This is a genomic window from Dokdonia sp. 4H-3-7-5 (genome assembly GCF_000212355.1).
Classification (GTDB): domain Bacteria; phylum Bacteroidota; class Bacteroidia; order Flavobacteriales; family Flavobacteriaceae; genus Dokdonia.
Genome location: NC_015496.1, coordinates 3,026,921 through 3,046,199, shown reverse-complemented (window position 1 = coordinate 3,046,199; position 19,279 = coordinate 3,026,921). Strand labels below are relative to the sequence as shown.

The window sequence follows — 19,279 nt, the reverse complement described above, 5'->3', positions numbered from 1 at the left end:
TCTTTAGAGTGTAAAAAATTACTATGACTGGAGCCATCCCAAAACAACATTACGACCTCATTTGTGTAGGCGGAGGAATTATGAGTGCAAATCTGGCATTGCTAGCCAAAATGATAAAACCAGAATTGAGCATCTTAATTTTAGAACGATTAGGAGATGTAGCTCAAGAGAGTTCGGCGGCATGGAATAATGCAGGAACGGGTCATTCTGCTCTTTGCGAACTCAATTACTGCCCTGAAGAAAGTGATGGTTCTGTTTCTATTGATAAGGCAATTAAAATATGCGAACAGTTTGAAATCACAAAGCAGTTCTGGGCGCATCTTGTAGAAGAAGGTCTTATAGAGGATCCTCAAGCATTTTTAAAGTCTATCCCACATCATAGTTGGGTGACTGGAGAAAAGAACGCAGATTATCTAGAGAAGCGTTATGAGGCGTTTAAAGATCACTTTATGTTTGATACTATTGAGTTTACTCGTAACGTATCAAAAATGAAGGAGTGGTTCCCGCTTATCATGAGGGGGCGCACAGAGGATGAGGTGATGGCAGGGTCGCGTATAGATCGAGGGACAGAAGTTAACTTTGGCGTTCTTACAAAGCGATTATATGAGATTCTAGAAACAGAATTTGATACTCCTGTTCATTTCCATAAAGAAGTAAAAGATCTCGATCCGCTTGAAAATGGGAATTGGACAGCAATTACAAAAGATTTAAAAACAGGAACTAAGCAATCTATAGAAGCAGATCATATCTTTATAGGTGCTGGTGGTGGTGCTTTACTGCTGCTAGAAACCGTTGAAATAGAAGAGAAAGATGGTTTTGGTGGTTTTCCCGTAAGTGGAGAATGGCTTGTTTGTAAGAACAAGGAAATTATAGATCAGCATTATGCAAAGGTGTACAGCAAGGCAGGCGAGGGCGCACCACCTATGAGCATGCCGCATCTAGATACTAGATATGTAGATGGAGAGCGACAATTAATGTTTGGTCCCTTTGCTGGTTTTAGCCCTAAGTTTTTAAAGGAAGGATCTAATTTTGACTTGCTCGACAGTGTGACGTTTAAAAATATACCTTCTATGCTTGGTGCTTTCTGGCATAATCTAGATCTCACCAAATATTTGATAGGTCAGATCACCATGAACTTTGACGATCGCATGAAAGACCTACGCACTTTTATAAAAGATGCAAAAAATGAAGACTGGCGTATAGAAGTGGCTGGACAGCGCGTACAAACCATAAAACGAGATGAGTTTGAAGGTGGTAAACTTGAATTTGGTACTCAAATCGTAAGTGGTTCTGATGGGAAGATTACTTGTTTACTCGGGGCTTCACCAGGAGCATCTACAGCGCCTAGAATTATGCTAGACGTACTAGAGAAGGCATTTCCGGAGATTATGGAAACAGCTGAGGGTAAACAACGTTTGAGTGAGATTGTACCTAGCTATAAGCAGGAAATAACAAAAGAGCATTTTAACCGTGAGTTAAAACGAACCTCTACATTATTGAACCTAGATTAATTGCAAGACAAGGAAATACATAAAATAGGATTTGGTGGCGGCTGTCACTGGTGCACAGAGGCGGTCTTCCAGTCCTTACTGGGTGTTGTAAATGTAGAGCAAGGGTACATTGCTTCAGAGGGTATAAACGCTTCCTTTTCTGAGGCTGTTATTGTGCATTATGATAGGAACGTCATACCGTTGGAGGTTTTAATCGAAATTCATCTTCTTACGCATAAGAGTACAAAGATGCACAGCATGCGAGATACATATCGATCTGCAGTGTATGTTTATAATGTTCGGGATAACGCTTTCGCGAAAGCGGTATTAAATAGTTTACAAAAAAGTAACGAAGAAAAGATAATTACTACTGTATTGCCTTTTAAAGACTTTAATCCTTCAAGAGAAGAGATTACAAATTATTACAAGAAAAATCCAAATAAACCCTTCTGTGAGCGTTACATATCACCTAAGCTGGGGGAACTTAAGAATACGTTTGCTCACAGAATGGTCGATTTTTAATGGTGTGAGTGCACGTCTATCGTGATGGGTTTCATTTTTATCACTCCTGTGCGGTGAAGCACTTTCATGATTACATAAGTAACATCAATCTCATACCAGTGTATCCCTCCAAAGTTAGGCCTAGCCGCAAATTTGTGGTGGTTGTTATGATATGCTTCTCCCATCATTAAGAAGTCAAAGCGGAATAAATTCTTAGAAGTGTCTTTAGTTTTGAAATTTGTATACCCTAGAATGTGACCAAACCAGTTGATAATCACTCCGTGTATAGGAGCCATCGCAAAGGCAACAGGTAACAATAACCACTGCCACCATGCTGTTGCAAATACGGCAAAGAAAGCGATATATAAACCTACCCAAAGTAAGCGTGATAGACGCGAGCTAGCGAAAGTGTCAAAACTCTTCCACTGTGGTACGTTTTTCTTAAACTTAGGGTCTACCTCAATACGATCGTTATTTATATCTTGATAAATAGTCTTAGTCTTCCACATCATTGCAAAAAGGTTTGCATCATAAGAAGGGGAGTGAGGATCCTTTTCTGTGTCTGTATAAGCATGATGCATGCGGTGCATAATCCCATAACCATAAGCACTTAGGTAACTTGGTCCTTGAAAAAGCCAGGTTAATATAAATGTGATTTTTTCTGTGGTTTTAGACATTGTAAATGTCTGGTGAGCTGCATATCTATGGAGAAAGAATGACTGAAAAAATAACCCGCTATACCAGAGGATTACTATAAAGAATATTATAAGCATTTTTTTTTACAAAGGTACTTTCACAAATAATGCCAGACAATGAACCTGTATTAACTAATACGTTTGCGAATGCGGCTTAAAGCCTGTGGCGTCACGCCTATGTATGAGCTGATATATTTAAGAGGAATTTCCTTAAGTAACTGAGGGCGTTCTTTAAAGATGCTCAAATAACGCTCTTCGGCAGTTTGATCTAGGAGTGATTGTAGTCTTTTTGATTTGGTAATAAAAAGACTTTCGGCAGTAAGTCTGCCTATAAGATTACCAATGGCCGTTTTCTCGTAAATTTCTTGTAAATCCTTATAAGAAACACTCAAAATCACGGTATCGACAAGCGCCTGAACAGAATGATCTGATGGTTCTTGAACTAAAAACGAATCATATGCACTCACAAATTGGTTTTCAAAACAAAAGCCAAAGGTGATTTCTTTATCTGATGATTCCTTTGGTATAAATAAACGTACAGAACCTTCCTTAATAAAGGAAATATAGTTTTCTGTTACACCAGCTTCAAGAATGGTTTCTTTCTTTTTGAACGTGCGTTCTACAAGCTTTGATGTAAAAAGTTTCCAATCTATATCAGATACGGGAGCAAACTGGTTTATATAGGTGCGTATTTCGTCCAAGATGGTTTATAAATAAGAGTAAAGATACTACTCAAGAGCGCAGTTTACTTGAATAAATTATAAATTCTATTGCTGTTGTTATTTTAAAATAAAGATACACTCCGCATGCATAAAATAGCTAAGTTCGTAACTTATAAATTTTAACCTATTTACGGCCTTACAATGAAGAAGGAAACCTATCTAGCTATTCTCGCTTTTTTTTCTATTTATGTTTTTTGGGGATCAACTTATCTATGGAATAAAATTGTAGTAAGCGAAGTACCTGCATTTATGTTGGCCGGTTTACGTTTTACCACTGCAGGTCTAATCATATTTCTAATAGCGGGATTAAGCGGTAAATCACTTAAAATATCAAGAAAGCAGCTGCGTAATTCTATTCTAGCAGGGTTTTTCTTTTTAGTGTATGGGAATGGTGTTTTTGTATGGTCACTCAAGTATGTAGATAGTGGATTTGCAGCGCTCCTTGCGGCCTTACAGCCATTATCAATTCTTTTACTAATGCGCATTGTTCAAAAAAAGGGTTTAAAACTCAAATCGATTATAGGGGTTACCTTAGGTTTAATAGGAATGTACTTACTGGTTTCTCAAAGAGAGATAGCGATGCAACAAGGAGCAACCTTAGGGATTATAATGATATTTACTTGTATCTTAAGTTGGAGTATAGGAAGCTTGTTTGTAGCACAAGCAGATTTACCTAAAAATTTCTTTATTACAACTGGTTATCAAATGGTAAGCGCTGGTATTTTATTATGGACGTGGAGTTTTATTATAGGAGAAACATGGAGTTCTCCGGTAGATTGGAGTTCGCGTGCACAGATATCCATGGTATGCCTTATTATTTTTGGAGGTATCGCAGCATTTACTTCGTTCAATTACTTACTCAAAAATGTATCAACAGAAAAAGTGGCAACCTCTGCATATATAAATCCTGTTGTTGCTTTATTCTTAGGTTGGTATTTTCTAGATGAAAATATCACTACTCAGTCTATTATTGCAGCATGTGTATTGCTGAGCGGTGTTTATTTTATAAATAGCGTACGCAAAAATGATAAGACGCAAACAAAGAAGATGCGTTTTAGAAGAGGTAGGGTATAACCGAACTTTTCAAACAAAAAAATCTTCATGTAGATTAGAATTTTTATAGGAAAATTATCGCTCATTTTAGGCGTATTCATCTCATTCCATCATTTTAATTGAATTTTCATGAGTGGTAGTTGTAAAGAACACCATATAAAAAAAGTCCGCTTTCTGATTGAAAGCGGACTTTTAAAATAATGTGAGTGTAGTTAATCTTTGGTTTTTACGAGTATTACTCCGTTTTTTCCTGCCTGTCCATAAAGTTCAATTGCTTTTTCACCATTGACAACTGATAAGCTTTCAATATCATTTGGATCTAAATTATCAAAATTTCCTGAAGTAAGTAATTTTCCATTAATATAGATAATAGGTTTATCGGAGGAGCCACTTTTAATAATCCCATCCTTAGGTACCATATTCATTACTTCATCTTTGCTCTTGTCATCTACTGTAAAGTAACCTTTTTTTAAAAGCCTTTTATAGAGTGGAGTGTCTTCTTTTATTTGTTTTCCCCAACGATCATAGAAACTCTTTGACCCTTCTGGGCTAACCACAAAGTAGTAAGTTTTATCATCAAGTGTTAAGTAGCCCACGTCTCTTTGCTGTCTGCTATTTTTATAGTTTTCTCTATCGCTTTTTAAATTCTCACGTCGCTCCTTCATTTGCGTTTTCATGCTATCACGTCTAGCCATCATAGACTGGCGCATAGAGTCACTTTGTGCACGGCCTTGCAGGTTTCTACGTTCATCCATACGAGCGCGTAGTTCTTGTTTACGAGCTTCCATATTTTTACGCATACTGTCTCTGCTAGTTATCATTGAGTTGCGTCGTTCTTCTAAGCTAACTCTCCTGTTGTCATATGTATCTCCAGTATTGTTCTCCATATTGACATTTCCCATGCCTGTACTACCGTCAGCATTGCGGTATATATATATGTCGCTGATAGGATTAGAGCTCTTTAAAGTGTAATTCTTATTATTCCCATTCTCATCTTTAAGATTGACCGAAATTTTTTCTATTTCTAGATTTCTATTTCTCTTAATACCACTTACCTTCAGAGTAGCCTTGTGCTTTTCTCTCATTACCTTAATGAGCGCATCAATCTCATTATCCGTTGTATTTTTGGTAATTATATAGCTATAAGTTTCTTGTACTATACGCGATACTACTCGTGTGGTGTCTGCCTTGGGACTACTGTGTACAATGAGCGCACCGTCTTGTGCAATAGTTCCGTAGGCTTTGATAGCTTGGGCAGTAGGTAAGCTTGTGATACTATCACCTGTGACTCTTTTCTCTTTTTCTTGTCCCAATACAACGTTATTATTCACAACTATTACGGGATTAGGTCCTAGTGCATCCTTTGTAATATTATTTTCTTTAGCTACTGTTTTTTCTGTATTTACAGCAACCTTCTCATCTGTGATGATTGTTTTATCTGGAGTGATGTTTATAAATGTGCCATCGTTTTGCTCCATTACAACAATCTCCTGTTCAGTATTAACCATTAGGCTATAGCCTTCCCACTGGTTAATTTCTTTAGAATTAAAAGAAAGCTTATTTACAAAACCTTCCTCCTCGTCAAATTGTACCTGCAACGTAAAAGCTGACAAGTCATTTTCAGAAGTATAGCTTCTTTTTGAAAATTTGATTGCGACTTCTTTCCAATGGTCTGTGACATACTTTTCGATTCTGTCTAGCTTGTCATTTGTAGTCTCACGATCTATAAAAAAGACATCTCTTCCTTTATTAGTCGGATTTTTAGTTGTTTCCGCTTTCGCGAAAGCGGTATTGTCCTCTTCAACATAAGTGACAACTTCTTTTACATTAAAAGAATATAGAAAGAAAGATACGAGCGGGATGATTAATCCCAGTTTCCAAAGATGGTGTTTACCTGATTGTGGTGTGTTGAGCATAACGATTCGTTTTTTGATGAATGATTGATAAAATTGATTAGTAAGCGCTGGTTTAAATGAGGGAGATGAAACCTTAACCAGTGTGCGTTGATATTGCTGCGGATTGTTGATGTGCTGGATAGCATGAGCATCTGCAATGTATTCTAAGTTCTGTTCTAAACTCTGCTTATACAACCACGCCAGCGGATTGCACCAGTGAAGCGCTAATATAATTTGTGTAATCAGGATGTCTATGGAATGGCGTTGTCCTGCATGAATTTGCTCGTGAGCTAAAATCATTTCGAGCTCTTCTAGCGTATGTAGCTCGGGATTATAGACGATACACGAGAAGAAGGAGAAGGGTGCTATATTATTTGTGACAATAACATACGTGTATGCATTCCTTTGTACCACAGTTCCGGAAGAAATGAGATTTCTAAGTGAGAATAGTTGCATACCTAATCTAATACACATGACAATAACGCCTGCAATGTATATAAGCAATGCAATTTGCCACCAATCAATTGTTGGCACCTCTGTTGTGGTTGCCGTGGGAAGATATTCAACTTGCGATAATGGAACTACATTTGCAGTATCAAACACTTGCTGTGAAGGCAATACGATTTCTGTAACTTGAGTAAATTCTAAAAAGGGTAGCGTGAGCGCTGCAATGATACCAGCAATGAGAAAATGCCTGTTTGCTGTAAAGAGCGTGTTTTTGTGCAAGATGGAAATGTATATCACATAAAACAAGGATAGAATTCCAATACTTTTTGCTATTAAAATAAGGATTTCCATAAGTTACTTTTTTTCTATGATTGCTAAAATTTCCCTAAGCTCATCTGCAGAAATCTTTTCTTCTTTGGCAAAAAATGACACCATATTTTTATAGGAGTTCCCAAAAAACTTTTGACTCGTAGTTTCCATAAACTCTTTTCTATAAGCCTGAAGAGATACCACAGGAAAATATTGATGCGTCTTCCCAAACGCTTGGTAACCCACATACCCTTTATCTGCGAGGTTACGCACAATGGTAGATATGGTATTGTAATGATTGCCTTCTGGAAAGCTAGCAACCACTTCTTTAACAAAAGCGCGCTCTAACTTCCATAGTGCGTGCATCACTTCTTCTTCTTTATTTGTTAGTTTTTCCATGTATACAATTGATTATCTAATGATTGATAATTCAAACTTACAACGAAAAGTATAGTTACACAACTATTTTTATAGTTATTGAACGAAATTTATAGTTTTCATTGATTTTTTACATAAAAAAACGACAGTTAACACATTGGTTAACTGTCGTTAATATAATCTTTAGTGTAATGATGGAGTAGGGGTTATTGCCCTAAATAGTCATGCGTAAGTTGTATAAATGTTTTTACTCCTAGCAGCATCCCGCTTTCATCAATGTAAAAATCTGGAGTGTGGTGAGGAAAAGCTTCTCTGCTTCCTGGTGTTTTACCTCCTAAAAAGAAATAAAGCCCAGGAACTTCTTTTTGAAAGAATGAAAAATCTTCGGCGCCTGTAATGGCTTTTATCACAGAGACATTTTCCTTACCAGCAGCTTTCTCGAGTGAAGGAAGCATTTGTGCCGTAAGTACTACATCATTATAGGTGATAGGGTAGCCCTCAGGAATAGTAAGCGTAGCCTCTGTACGATACGCCGCAGCAATAGCAGGAATCATTTCCTTCATACGCTGATTTATAAAAGCTTGCATATCATAATCTAACGTGCGTAATGTACCTACTATGTGTACTTCTTCTGGGATAATATTACTTCGCACACCTGCGTTAATTTGTCCTATCGATAATACAGCCGCTTCTTCTGTAAGTGGTATTTCTCTAGAAATAATGGTTTGCAGTCCATCTATAATTTTTACAGCAGCCATGATAGGATCACGACTTGTCCACGGTGTAGAACCATGACTTTGTTTTCCTTTTACGTGGATTTCAAAACTCTGGGAAGCTGCCATAATCCCGCCTGGTTTATATGCGATGGTATTTACATCTTGACCAGAACCTATATGAAGTCCGAAGATGGCATCCACATCAGGGCTTTTAAGAACATTTTCTTTAACCATCAACTCGGCACCACCTTCTTCTCCCGGAGGTGCGCCTTCCTCAGCTGGTTGAAAAATGAATTTAACCGTTCCTGCAAAGTCGTTATTTTTTGCAAGTACTTCTGCAACACCCATAAGTATGGCAATATGCGTATCATGCCCACAAGCATGCATTACAGGTACAGGATTACCTTGGTATTCACCCATCGCTGTAGATTTAAACGGTAAATCTGCACGTTCTTTAACTGGGAGGGCATCAATATCCGCACGTAAAGCAACTACTTTTCCTTTGCGTTTTCCTTCAAGAATTCCTACTACACCTGTTTTTGCAACTCCTGTCTGCACTTTAATGCCCAAGGATTTAAGGTGTTTTGCAATTTTATCGGCAGTATTAAACTCTCTGTTTCCCAATTCTGGGTTTTGGTGAAAATCTCTACGCCACTCAATTACTTTTGATTCTACAGCTGCTATTTCTTTATCTAGATTTGATTGCGCTTTCGCGAAAGCGGTAAAAAGTAACACACTAGAAAATAGTAAGGTTGTTGTATACTTCATTTATGGTAATGATATTTTTAATTAATCGTTGTGCTAAAGGCCGTTTCTCCACCTACAACTGGTAGTGTAAGTTTGGTTTTTGATAGATCTACAGTTAGCTCTGTTCCAGGATTAGGAAGTACTGTAAACTCGCTATCACTAGAAAAAATCATCAAGCCTATTTGCTGTCCTTTTCTTATAATCTGATCATCTGGCATTAAGTCAAATGTCACTTCATAAAACTCACCTTTCTTAAGAGGCTCGCTCTTACGGATGGAGGCATGATTTTGAGGATCTGCCCATCCACGAGTGATAAGATTATCTGTAATCTTAATCCCTTTTCCTTCTTCATAAGGTAATGAAACCAAGTACACGCTTAAGTTTGCTGCTTCCTTACTGCTAGAAACACTAATAGTCACTTTAGGTGTTCCGGAAATATGTAATTCTTCCTTAAGAGTAGAAGTGAGGTACAATAATCTGTTTTGAGATGCAGAACCTTTCATCATATCTTTAGCGCTCACAGTAGCATCATCTACAAGTGTTTCCTTAGGTGATTTCTTTGCTTTTTGAATAGATAATGTTCCAGCTCCATCTATACTTTGTCCTAAGTATAATGTTATATCCTCTGCTTGTGGATTTGGATAGTTTTCATAAGGTGTAGGTTGATCTCTGGCATCGTTTTCTCTTACAATTTGCGCTTTAGGATCATTTTCAACGCCATTATCTATTCCGTGTAAATATTTTGTAAACCATCTGTTCATCATTTTCATAGGTGGTGGACCTCCATGACCATTCTGATGATAAAAAATCTGACTAGGGATTCCCATTTCTTGAGCTCTCTTATAAATGCGGTAGCTATGCTCAGGCATCACGTTCCAATCGTTAAAACCATGTGACATGAGTAGTGCGGCTTTCATTGGTTTCATATCATTGAGATAATCTCTTTCTGCCCAGAAATCGTTGTAATCTCCTGTGGCACGATCCATACCATTTTTAAGCTCGATATCCCTCACAAGACTATCGGCATATGCTCTTTTTGATTCGTCTCCACTATGAATAAAATTGTACAGTACATCGATATCCTCACCAAGATACCCTCCTGGGGAGCGCACTAAACCATTTGATCTATAGTAGTGATAATATGAAGTATTAGGAGCTACAGGAATGATAGCTTCAAGACCATCAACTCCAGTAGTTGCAGCGGCTAACGGTAAGGTACCATTATAAGAAGTACCTGTCATTCCAACTTTCCCCGTAGACCAGAATGCTTTTACCTCTTCATTACTGTCAATTTCTTTATAACCTTTTGCTCTACCATTAAGCCAATCTACAACGGCCTTAGGCGCTAGTGACTCATTATCACCACCTACTGTAGGAGATCCTTCTGATAGTCCAGTTCCTGGAGAGGAAGAATGCACCACAATATAACCCCTAGGAATCCAAGTCTTAATGAGCGAATTTGAAATTACAGGACGTTTTCCTCTTCGTACGACAACTCCGTTTGCTATTGGTTTTTCTTGAGCTCCTATTTCATGCTTTACATCATAAAACAAGTTTGGATCATTTGCTGCAACACCAGCATAATAAGGGCTTGTCTCATAAATAACAGGCAGTTTTAGTCCGCTTTCGGTTTGTGCTGGCCTTGTTACATCTACGTGCATGCGATCTAGCTCGCCATCGCCATCAGTGTCAAACTCTGTTTCAACCCATAAATCCTCGCGAATCCAAGTAGAAGGCGTATCAAATGCTGGAACTATCTGCGCTTCTCCGTCCTTAAAAATTGGTTGATCATTCTGTTGTGAATGTAAGTTGGTAGCCGCCATTGCAGCAACTGCAAACGGTATTAATGTTTTGAAAAATGTCTTCATAGGGATTTAATTTTTATTTACCGTTTAAGTAGTCAATACTCATCTGACTCAAAGCCTTAACACCGAGCTGGAATCCAGCTTCATCAATCACAAAATCAGGTGTGTGATGAGGAAAAGCTTCAGTGCTTCCTGCAGTCATACCTCCTAAGAAGAAATAGAATCCAGGTACTTTTTCTTGAAAGAAAGAAAAGTCTTCTCCACCAGTGACCGCTTTCTGTAGCGACACATTTTCTGTACCACCTACTTTTTGTAAGGTAGGGAGCATTTGTGCAGTAAGATCAAGATCGTTATAAGTTACGACAGTCATGTTTTGCCAGTCTATCGTAGCCTCACCGCCATAAGCCTTTGCAATACCAGCAGCCATTTCATCCATACGGCGTATGATTTTCTCACGCATGTCTGGATCAAGTGTACGTACTGTACCTATCATTTCGGCACTTTCTGGGATGATGTTAAAGCGTGTTCCAGATGTAATTTTACCGACAGTAATTACTGCAGCTTCCTCTGTTAATTCACTCTCACGAGATATTATACTCTGGAAACCATTGATAATCTGTGCCGAAATTAAAATAGGGTCAACTCCAGACCAAGGCTGACTACCATGAGATTGCTTTCCTTTTACATTTACTACAAAACGCTCTGTAGCTGCCATCGTTCCACCTGGTTTATATTTTATAGTATTTACAGGAGTAGCACTATTAATATGTAAACCAAAAATAGCATCCACTTTAGGATTATCAAGTACACCTTCTTTTACCATAAGTTTTGCACCGCCTTCTTCACCTGGAGGTGGTCCTTCTTCTGATGGTTGAAAGATGAATTTTACAGAACCTTTGATTTTGTCTTTATTTTTAGATAGCACTTCTGCCACACCCATAAGAATAGCAGTGTGCGTGTCATGACCACAAGCATGCATCACACCAGTTTCTGTTCCTAAGAAAGAAGTAACTACCTCAGATTTAAAAGGAAGGTCATTTCGTTCTGTAACGGGAAGCGCATCTATATCTGCTCTCAACGCAACCACTTTACCTGGCATATCTCCTTTAAGTAAACCTACGACACCAGTTTTGGCAACTCCTGTTTGTACTTCAATTCCTAAAGATTCAAGATGTTTTGCTATTTTCTCGGCAGTTTTGAATTCGCGATTTCCTAATTCTGGATTTTGATGAAAGTCTCTGCGCCATTCTATGACCTTTTTTTCTACAGCGGCAATGTCTTTGTCAAAAGAGGTTTGCGCTTTCGCGAAAGCGGTACCAGCAATAAGGGCACTTAGTATTAATACTTTTTTCATAAGGTATATGTTGTGATGATTTAAAATCAATATGTAGTATTATCTAATAATCTGGCTAGGAAAAGCAACAGGACTTTCATGACCATCCTTACCTACAGCGGCAACGCCAAAGAAGAAATTGTCTATAACAATACCTTTTAATGTCGCCGATGTTCCATCTGTAATCAATCGTGCATTGTCCCAAGTAGGAGAGGTAGTATCTCTCCAGTATATTTTATAAGCAACTGCACCTTCAACTTCATCCCATTGTAATCTTGCGTTTGCCTCTACAATACCACCAATGCCTACATTTTTAGGTGTAGGAGGAGCCCAAGCAATACTTGCAAGATTAATCGCATTTACAGCGGTAAGCTTTGCGTTATATGGGAAATTTACATGCTCAAATGTATCTCCGTAATTAATGCCATTTTCTGTACGTATATCTTGATGTTGTTGTGTGTAGTTTTCATGAGCTTCCATGATACGGATACCTGCAAAACCAGCGTCATTAAAAGGTCTGTGGTGACCACCACGACCAAAACGATCTAAACGGTACACCATCATAGGGTTCATTTCTGGCATGTAGTCTTGTGTAGTTTTGTAAATAAATCTTGCTAGTTGGCGAGAGATTCCATCTACCTCACCACCATAAAAACGGCGAGCTCTGCGTTGCTGCTCTGTCTCTGTAGGCGGTACAGGCTCAGAGAAAATTCTAAACGTACGGTTATCAATAACACCATCTACACCTTCAATGTTACCTATCATGTCATTATTCATAATCCCGATGATTTCCCATCCTTTTTCTTTAGCATGGGCAGCAAGTCCTTTTCCACCATAAAGTCCTTGTTCTTCACCAGAAAGACCTACGTAGATAATACTGTTCTCAAAAGAATATTTAGAAAGTACTCTTGCAGCTTCCATCGTTCCAGCCATTCCGCTCGCATTATCATTTGCTCCCGGCGCGTCATCTGTATAATTATTAGGATCAGATATACGGCTGTCTATATCCCCACTCATAATTACATAGCGATTAGGATATTTAGTTCCTTTTTGAACTGCCAGTACATTTACAACCATCACATCTTTTGTGATACGGTCATTATCACCTTTTTTTATAAGGTTACTTTGATAAAATACATCTAGACAGTTATTACAGTTTTGCGAAGTCTTTTCAAATTCGTTTTTTATCCATCTTCTCGCAGCTCCTATTCCTCTTGTGTTTGATACGGTATCGCTTAAGGTGTGTCTCGTTCCAAAATCTGCTAGTTTCTTTACATCTGCTCTCAAGCGATCTTCAGATACTGCATCTATGATTTCGTAGATTCTCTTATCGGTTTGTGCATTTGCTGTTACTACAGAAAAAAGTAGTGTAAACACCATAAAACCTAAGGTTATGGGTAGTCTTTTAGTAGCTCTAAATAGGGTAGAAGTATGCGTGTTTAACATTATAAAGTGTTTAATAAATTGTTATGTTTTAAAGATACTAAAACAATGTATGTGCTAGAAGTACGCTTTCGCGAAAGCAAAAAAAAATCCCAAACCTATGTTTGGGATTTTTACTGTCTTATTTTATTGCTCTACTAGCTCTATGGTGCCAAAGATTCCAGCGTCTATCCAGCCTCTATTTTTATCTTCACCAGGCACAGCTACAGAACCTATAAAGTTCTCTCGTTCTGCACTTGTGTCGTTATCACAATAAGCAAGCGCAAAACCAAGTTTCTGATGTACATCCAGAATTTTTGGTTCATTGACACCACCATCTTTGTAGGTATCATTATAAACGGTCATCTTACATTCCCAAATCATTGTATTTTCTCCTGTTTTCATTGTCTTAGACACCACGTGATTATTATAAAGCGTAGGGACTTGACCAGGAGCGACATCTACCACGTTTCCATCTAGGGCAACGTGATAGGCAAAAGCATTATGTGTAAACTGGTGCCCACCACCAGAATTATCTGCATCTATAAAGATCTCAAGGCAATCATCATCCCACCACAATGTAAGCGGGTCATCTTCTTTATCATAAATAATATCGTCTGTAATCTCAGCTATGATGTATAAAGCTTCTGGAGTCCATGTGAGCTTGTATTTACCTGAGAAGTCCTCTGCTGTATAGTCTTCACCTAACCATTTTTGATCAAGTGATTGCCATTGCACGTCTTTCCAAGCTGCGTCTGTTGCAAGCCCATCAATCTCTGGTGTTATGGTCGCCTTTATTACTTGGCGTAACTGGTGATCTGTTTTTGAGTTGGGTATTTCTGAGGTGTCCTCAATGAGATCTGATGTTTTTTCTTGTTGATTTGGATTGTTATTGCAGCTAGTGAAAACGATTAAGAATAAGCTTAATGACCAGAAATGCTTCATTGATGTGTGTTGGTTTAGTTGAATATTGAGATTGTTGCTTTGTTTATTTTTTATCCTTTTTAGCAGCGACTATGGCGATTTGTGAACCGTTAGGGGAGATAGCAAATCTTGAAATATCTTGGAGTTCTTCGTCTTCAAATGTTTGGTAGACTTTCCATGCTGATTTATTAGTTTTACTGAGCAGTGTATTTCCTTTTGCAGCTAGTAGCGTACCATCTGGTAACCAGTTAATATCTTCAATACCTTCTGGAAGTTCTGTAATACTCTTTATTTTTTTAGTGTCTGGGTTGATAGATTTTACGACCCATTGATCTGTAGATTTGTCAATAAAACTAATGAGATTTGTATCTGGTATGTTGTGAAATGATCTACCAACAGGGATTTCTAAGTCATCAGATGTTTGATTCTTTACATTATGAATTACAAGGTGTAAGTTACTCTCAACAATATCGGCTCCCACGATATAGTCTTCATTTGCCCATGTATAGTATGCAACCACAGCATCTTTAATTAACACGGGTGCTTTGTCTTGTCTAGGTAAGTAGGAGTAAAGACGTTGTAGTCCATCAGGATCTAGTCGTACGGCCGATATTCCTCGTTTTCCTTTCATAAACTGTGGTGAATACTCACCACCAGATGTAGCTTTGTTAAACTGTCTTGTAGTGCCACGTGTGTATTGAATAATTTCTGTTTGACCATCACGTGCTCCTGCATAAATAATAATGTCATTAGCTAAAAATTGCGGCTGACTATCATATCCGGGATTATTACTTATGTTTCGCTTGTTTGTGAGCGTATCTCCGTTATCGGCTTTATTAATGTCAAGTAGAAAAATTTCTGTTTCTGCTTGAGATGCTGCAAACTGTGTTGTAAGAATTAATAGTATTAGAAGTACGTTTTTCATAAATTATAGATGTATTGTCGTTTAGTACGCTTTCGCGAAAGCATACTTATTTACATTTTCCTTGGTTTTGATGAGTCGTAGTCTTGATCAAGTTCGTCAACTATAACTTCTTTGTTCGAATAGGTTGTTGAAGTGCTGTCATAACTACTTTCTGTATTATCTCGATGAGCAATATCTGGTTCGAGACTATTATAGCCATCAGTAGTATCAGTATTTTTTGAAAAATAAGTAGTAGCAGTCATTTTATTCCAAGCAGGAATACCTAAGAAATCACTGAGCACAACAGCATCTTGTTCTATACTCTTACGGTGCCCATGATCTACCACTTTATAACGCGAGCCATCTTCAAAAATAAGATTAATCTCGTAGCTTGTGTACGAGCTTTTATCACCACTAACGCGTTCTGGCAAAATTTGGAGTGCCTTTATAGTTTCTAGTTTAAAGGTATGAGCATCTTCTGTGACAGTAAGACTTTTAACCTGTTGTTTTTTACCTTTATAGAAATAACCAGTTGATTTATTAAAACTAGTAGTAGTGTTGAATTTTTTTATAAAAAAGATCCCTACACCAATAAATAATAAAGGAAACAGCGCAAAAAGTAATGATTCAATGTTAAAACCTTGATTTATAATAGTCGCAATACTTATTCCAATAAAGATGAGTGGAAATAAAATAAATATACCGCCAAAAATCTTACCGAAAGACGAGGCTTTATAGCGAAGCTCATTATCTGAAACGACTTCTAGTGTTTTGGTTTTAAAATTTGCACCACCACCAGCCTTAGGAGACCAGCTTGTTTTTGAGGCAAGCTCATGGTTAAATACCGCAGGGTCAAACACCGGAGTACTCGCAGATTGCACAAGGCTTTTTAAAAATGAAGAAAGTCCCATTGTACTAAAATAGGACTTTCGATAGAATAATATGTTTGAGAATGGCTAGAGTTTTTCTTTCAAGTATTTTCCAGTAAAGGACTTCTTGTTTTTTGCGACCTCTTCCGGAGTTCCAGAAGCGACTAGAATACCTCCGTTTTTTCCACCTTCTGGCCCCATATCAATAACATGGTCAGCGCATTTTACAAGATCCATGTTGTGTTCTACAACAATAATAGAGTGACCCTTTGCAATAAGTGCCTCAAAGGAAGCTAAGAGTTTTTTAATATCATGAAAGTGCAAGCCTGTTGTAGGTTCATCAAAAATGAACAGTGTTTTATCCTTAGTGGTTCCTTTTACTAAGAAACTTGCAAGTTTTATACGCTGCGCTTCACCTCCAGATAGGGTAGAGGAACTTTGTCCTAGTGTTACATACCCTAAACCTACATCTTGTAGAGGTTTAAGTTTGCGAGTTATTTTTGTCTCATTATGTGCTGTAAAAAATGCCACGGCATCATCAATAGTCATCGTGAGAATATCATCAATATTCTTATCATTGAATTGTACTTCGAGTACCTCTTTCTTAAAACGCTTGCCCTTACAAGTTTCACATTCTAAGTGCACATCTGCCATGAATTGCATCTCAATGGTTACTTCACCTTCACCTTTACAAGTCTCACATCTTCCGCCATCTACGTTAAAAGAAAAGTGTTTTGCTTTATAGTTTCTTATTTTGCTAAGCTTCTGACTTTCAAATAATTTACGAATATCATCGTAAGCTTTAATGTAAGTCACAGGATTTGATCTAGAAGATCTCCCAATCGGATTTTGATCTACAAATTCTATGGTTTTTATATTGTCATAGTTTCCTTTGAGTTCTGTAAATTGGCCTGCCTTTTCACCATAGCCGCCTATTGCTTTAAGCATGGCAGGGTATAATATTTTTCTAACTAAGGTAGATTTTCCACTTCCAGAAACACCGGTTACAGCGGTAAATACACCAAGTGGAAAACGTACGTTTACGTTTTGTAAGTTGTTTTCACGAGCGCCAATAACTTCGGCATAATATTTTGTAGTTCTACGCTTCTTAGGAACTTCAATTTCTAATGTTCCGTTAAGGTATCCTGCTGTTAAAGAATCGCTTTTTAAAATCTCATCATAATCACCTACAGCAACCACATCTCCTCCAAAGGTTCCTGCTTCTGGCCCAATATCAATGATAAAATCTGCTTTTTTCATGATATCCTCGTCATGTTCTACAACGATGACCGTATTACCTAGATCGCGTAGCGATTGTAGCACCTCAATGAGCTTTTCTGTGTCTTTAGGGTGTAAACCTATACTTGGCTCATCAAGAATATACATAGAACCTACAAGACTGCTCCCTAAAGAAGTTGCAAGATTGATACGTTGCGACTCACCACCAGAGAGTGTATTTGACTTTCTGTTGAGCGTAAGGTAGTTGAGCCCTACTTTTTCAAGAAAACTCAGTCTACTTGTAATCTCTGTAAGTAATCTTTTTGCGACCGTAGTATCATACTCATTAAGCGTTAGGCTTTTGAAGAAAGCTGCTACTTCGTCTAGTGGTAGCTCTACTAAGTCAACGATATTTTTACCACCTATTTTTACATAAGTCGCTTCAGGGCGTAGACGCTTTCCTTTACAAGTGTTACATTTTGTCTTACCGCGATAGCGCGATAGCATTACTCTGTTCTGAATTTTATATGCCTTAGATTCTAAGAATTTAAAGAACTTATTGAGCCCATCAAATTCTTTATTTCCGTCCCAAACAAGCTGTTGTTGCTCTGGAGTTAACTCAAACCAAGGCTTATGGATAGGAAAATCAAATTTATAAGCACGATTTACTAGCTGGTCACGATAATGGCTCATGCTATCACCACGCCAAGGGAATACAGCATTCTCGTAGATTGATAGTCCAGTATTAGGTACTACAAGATCTTCATCTATTCCTATTACATCACCATAACCTTCGCAAGTAGGGCATGCACCGTAAGGATTGTTAAAGGAGAATAAGTGAACATTAGGTTCTAAAAAAGTAATTCCATCAAGCTCAAACTTATTTGAAAATTGGCGACGAGAATTATCTGCTAGCTTTTCTATAAATAGTTCGCCCTTTCCTTCAAAAAATGCCGTTTGTACCGCATCTGAAAGTCGGTTTATAAAGTCTTCATCTTCTGGATTATTAATAATTCTATCTACAACGAGTAGTACATCTTTTGCTTTCAGTTTGCTTCCTATTTCAGCAACTTCATCTAGACGTTTTACTTCGCCCTTTACTTGTATACGTGAATATCCTTGTTGTAATAAGGCTTGTAATTTAGATTCTATTTTTCTTCCTTTTTCTAAATGAATAGGAGCGAGTAGGAGTAGTTTTTCTCTTTTCGCGAAAGCGGAAACATGAGCAACCACATCTGATACTGTATCCTTTTTAACTTCATTTCCGGAAACAGGAGAATATGTCTTACCTATACGGGCAAAAAGTAACTTCAAATAATCATAAATCTCCGTCGTTGTACCTACTGTAGATCTAGGGTTTGTACTATTTACCTTTTGCTCGATGGCAATGGCTGGAGCAATTCCTTTTATATAATCTACCTTAGGTTTATCAAGTCTGCCCAAGAACTGGCGAGCATAGGAGGAGAGGCTCTCCACGTACCTGCGCTGTCCCTCTGCGTAAAGGGTATCAAAAGCTAGAGAAGATTTACCAGACCCAGAAAGTCCCGTGATTACAACGAGCTTGTTACGAGGAATTACTGCATTAATATTTTTAAGATTGTGCAGTTTGGCACCCTTAATGATAATATTCTTCTTAGGATTAACATCCTTAACGTCTATAAGCATCGCAATTCTTTAGTTCTATTACAAAGATACCGAAAGTGCTTTGCTATTGAAACCAAGTGCTGGCAGCATTTTGAACGTTATTTTTAATTTATTGTGCAAAATGAATGTTTTTTTGCAAATGTTAACAGATTTATTATATATTTACCGAAATATTCACGAACAAATACACTGCGTATAGTATAGAAC

The 19,279-nt window shown here is 37.7% G+C and carries 15 protein-coding genes; 3 read left to right on the top strand and 12 right to left on the bottom strand.

All coding sequences use genetic code 11. From position 1 onward, the window contains the following. Positions 1 to 23: 23 nt before the first annotated feature. Together mqo and KRODI_RS13545 are read left to right on the top strand one after the other, a co-directional pair. Positions 24 to 1,511, top strand: coding sequence for a malate dehydrogenase (quinone) (gene mqo, locus KRODI_RS13550; RefSeq protein ID WP_013752187.1), 1,488 nt, complete (start codon positions 24 to 26; stop codon positions 1,509 to 1,511). Continuing rightward, positions 1,512 to 2,012 (top strand): peptide-methionine (S)-S-oxide reductase, encoded by a 501-nt coding sequence (locus KRODI_RS13545; protein ID WP_013752186.1) that lies wholly within the window; start codon positions 1,512 to 1,514, stop codon positions 2,010 to 2,012. Here KRODI_RS13545 and KRODI_RS13540 read toward each other — a convergent pair. Continuing rightward, positions 2,009 to 2,764, bottom strand: a complete 756-nt coding sequence (locus KRODI_RS13540; protein WP_013752185.1) for an acyl-CoA desaturase — start codon at positions 2,762 to 2,764, stop codon at positions 2,009 to 2,011. The two genes, KRODI_RS13545 and KRODI_RS13540, sit on opposite strands and share 4 nt — an antisense overlap. Positions 2,765 to 2,814: 50 nt before the next feature. Then, on the bottom strand, positions 2,815 to 3,387 hold the full coding sequence (locus KRODI_RS13535; protein WP_013752184.1) for a Crp/Fnr family transcriptional regulator: 573 nt from the start codon (positions 3,385 to 3,387) through the stop codon (positions 2,815 to 2,817). 162 nt (positions 3,388 to 3,549) lie between these two features. Here KRODI_RS13535 and KRODI_RS13530 point away from each other — a divergent pair, with 162 nt between their 5' ends. Continuing rightward, a complete protein-coding gene (locus KRODI_RS13530; RefSeq protein ID WP_013752183.1) occupies positions 3,550 to 4,482 on the top strand; it encodes an EamA family transporter in 933 nt (310 codons plus the stop codon). A 191-nt stretch (positions 4,483 to 4,673) separates the two neighbouring features. Here KRODI_RS13530 and KRODI_RS13525 read toward each other — a convergent pair whose 3' ends face one another. The 10 genes from KRODI_RS13525 to uvrA all read right to left on the bottom strand — a co-directional run bounded on the left by KRODI_RS13525 (position 4,674) and on the right by uvrA (position 19,093). After that, positions 4,674 to 7,154 carry a M56 family metallopeptidase gene (locus KRODI_RS13525; protein ID WP_013752182.1) on the bottom strand — a complete coding sequence of 827 codons (2,481 nt, stop codon included), beginning with the start codon at positions 7,152 to 7,154 and terminating at the stop codon, positions 4,674 to 4,676. Between the two features lie 3 nt (positions 7,155 to 7,157). Then, positions 7,158 to 7,511, bottom strand: a complete 354-nt coding sequence (locus KRODI_RS13520; RefSeq protein ID WP_013752181.1) for a BlaI/MecI/CopY family transcriptional regulator — start codon at positions 7,509 to 7,511, stop codon at positions 7,158 to 7,160. A gap of 185 nt (positions 7,512 to 7,696) precedes the next feature. After that, the gene (locus KRODI_RS13515) at positions 7,697 to 8,974 is read right to left on the bottom strand and encodes an amidohydrolase (protein WP_013752180.1); all 1,278 of its coding nucleotides are present in this window, start codon (positions 8,972 to 8,974) and stop codon (positions 7,697 to 7,699) included. A gap of 17 nt (positions 8,975 to 8,991) precedes the next feature. Further along, positions 8,992 to 10,821, bottom strand: coding sequence for a Xaa-Pro dipeptidyl-peptidase (locus KRODI_RS13510; protein WP_013752179.1), 1,830 nt, complete (start codon positions 10,819 to 10,821; stop codon positions 8,992 to 8,994). Between the two features lie 13 nt (positions 10,822 to 10,834). Continuing rightward, a complete protein-coding gene (locus KRODI_RS13505) occupies positions 10,835 to 12,112 on the bottom strand; it encodes an amidohydrolase (protein WP_013752178.1) in 1,278 nt (425 codons plus the stop codon). Positions 12,113 to 12,151: 39 nt separating this feature from the next. Further along, positions 12,152 to 13,471, bottom strand: a complete 1,320-nt coding sequence (locus KRODI_RS13500; RefSeq protein ID WP_041295943.1) for a M28 family peptidase — start codon at positions 13,469 to 13,471, stop codon at positions 12,152 to 12,154. A 189-nt stretch (positions 13,472 to 13,660) separates the two neighbouring features. Further along, a complete protein-coding gene (locus KRODI_RS13495) occupies positions 13,661 to 14,458 on the bottom strand; it encodes a sugar-binding protein (RefSeq protein WP_013752176.1) in 798 nt (265 codons plus the stop codon). A 43-nt stretch (positions 14,459 to 14,501) separates the two neighbouring features. Next, positions 14,502 to 15,362, bottom strand: coding sequence for a hypothetical protein (locus tag KRODI_RS13490; RefSeq protein WP_013752175.1), 861 nt, complete (start codon positions 15,360 to 15,362; stop codon positions 14,502 to 14,504). 50 nt (positions 15,363 to 15,412) lie between these two features. Further along, the gene (locus KRODI_RS13485; protein ID WP_013752174.1) at positions 15,413 to 16,252 is read right to left on the bottom strand and encodes a hypothetical protein; all 840 of its coding nucleotides are present in this window, start codon (positions 16,250 to 16,252) and stop codon (positions 15,413 to 15,415) included. A 45-nt stretch (positions 16,253 to 16,297) separates the two neighbouring features. Beyond that, entirely contained in the window at positions 16,298 to 19,093 is a 2,796-nt protein-coding gene (gene uvrA, locus KRODI_RS13480; RefSeq protein ID WP_013752173.1) for an excinuclease ABC subunit UvrA, read from the bottom strand. Positions 19,094 to 19,279: the final 186 nt, after the last annotated feature.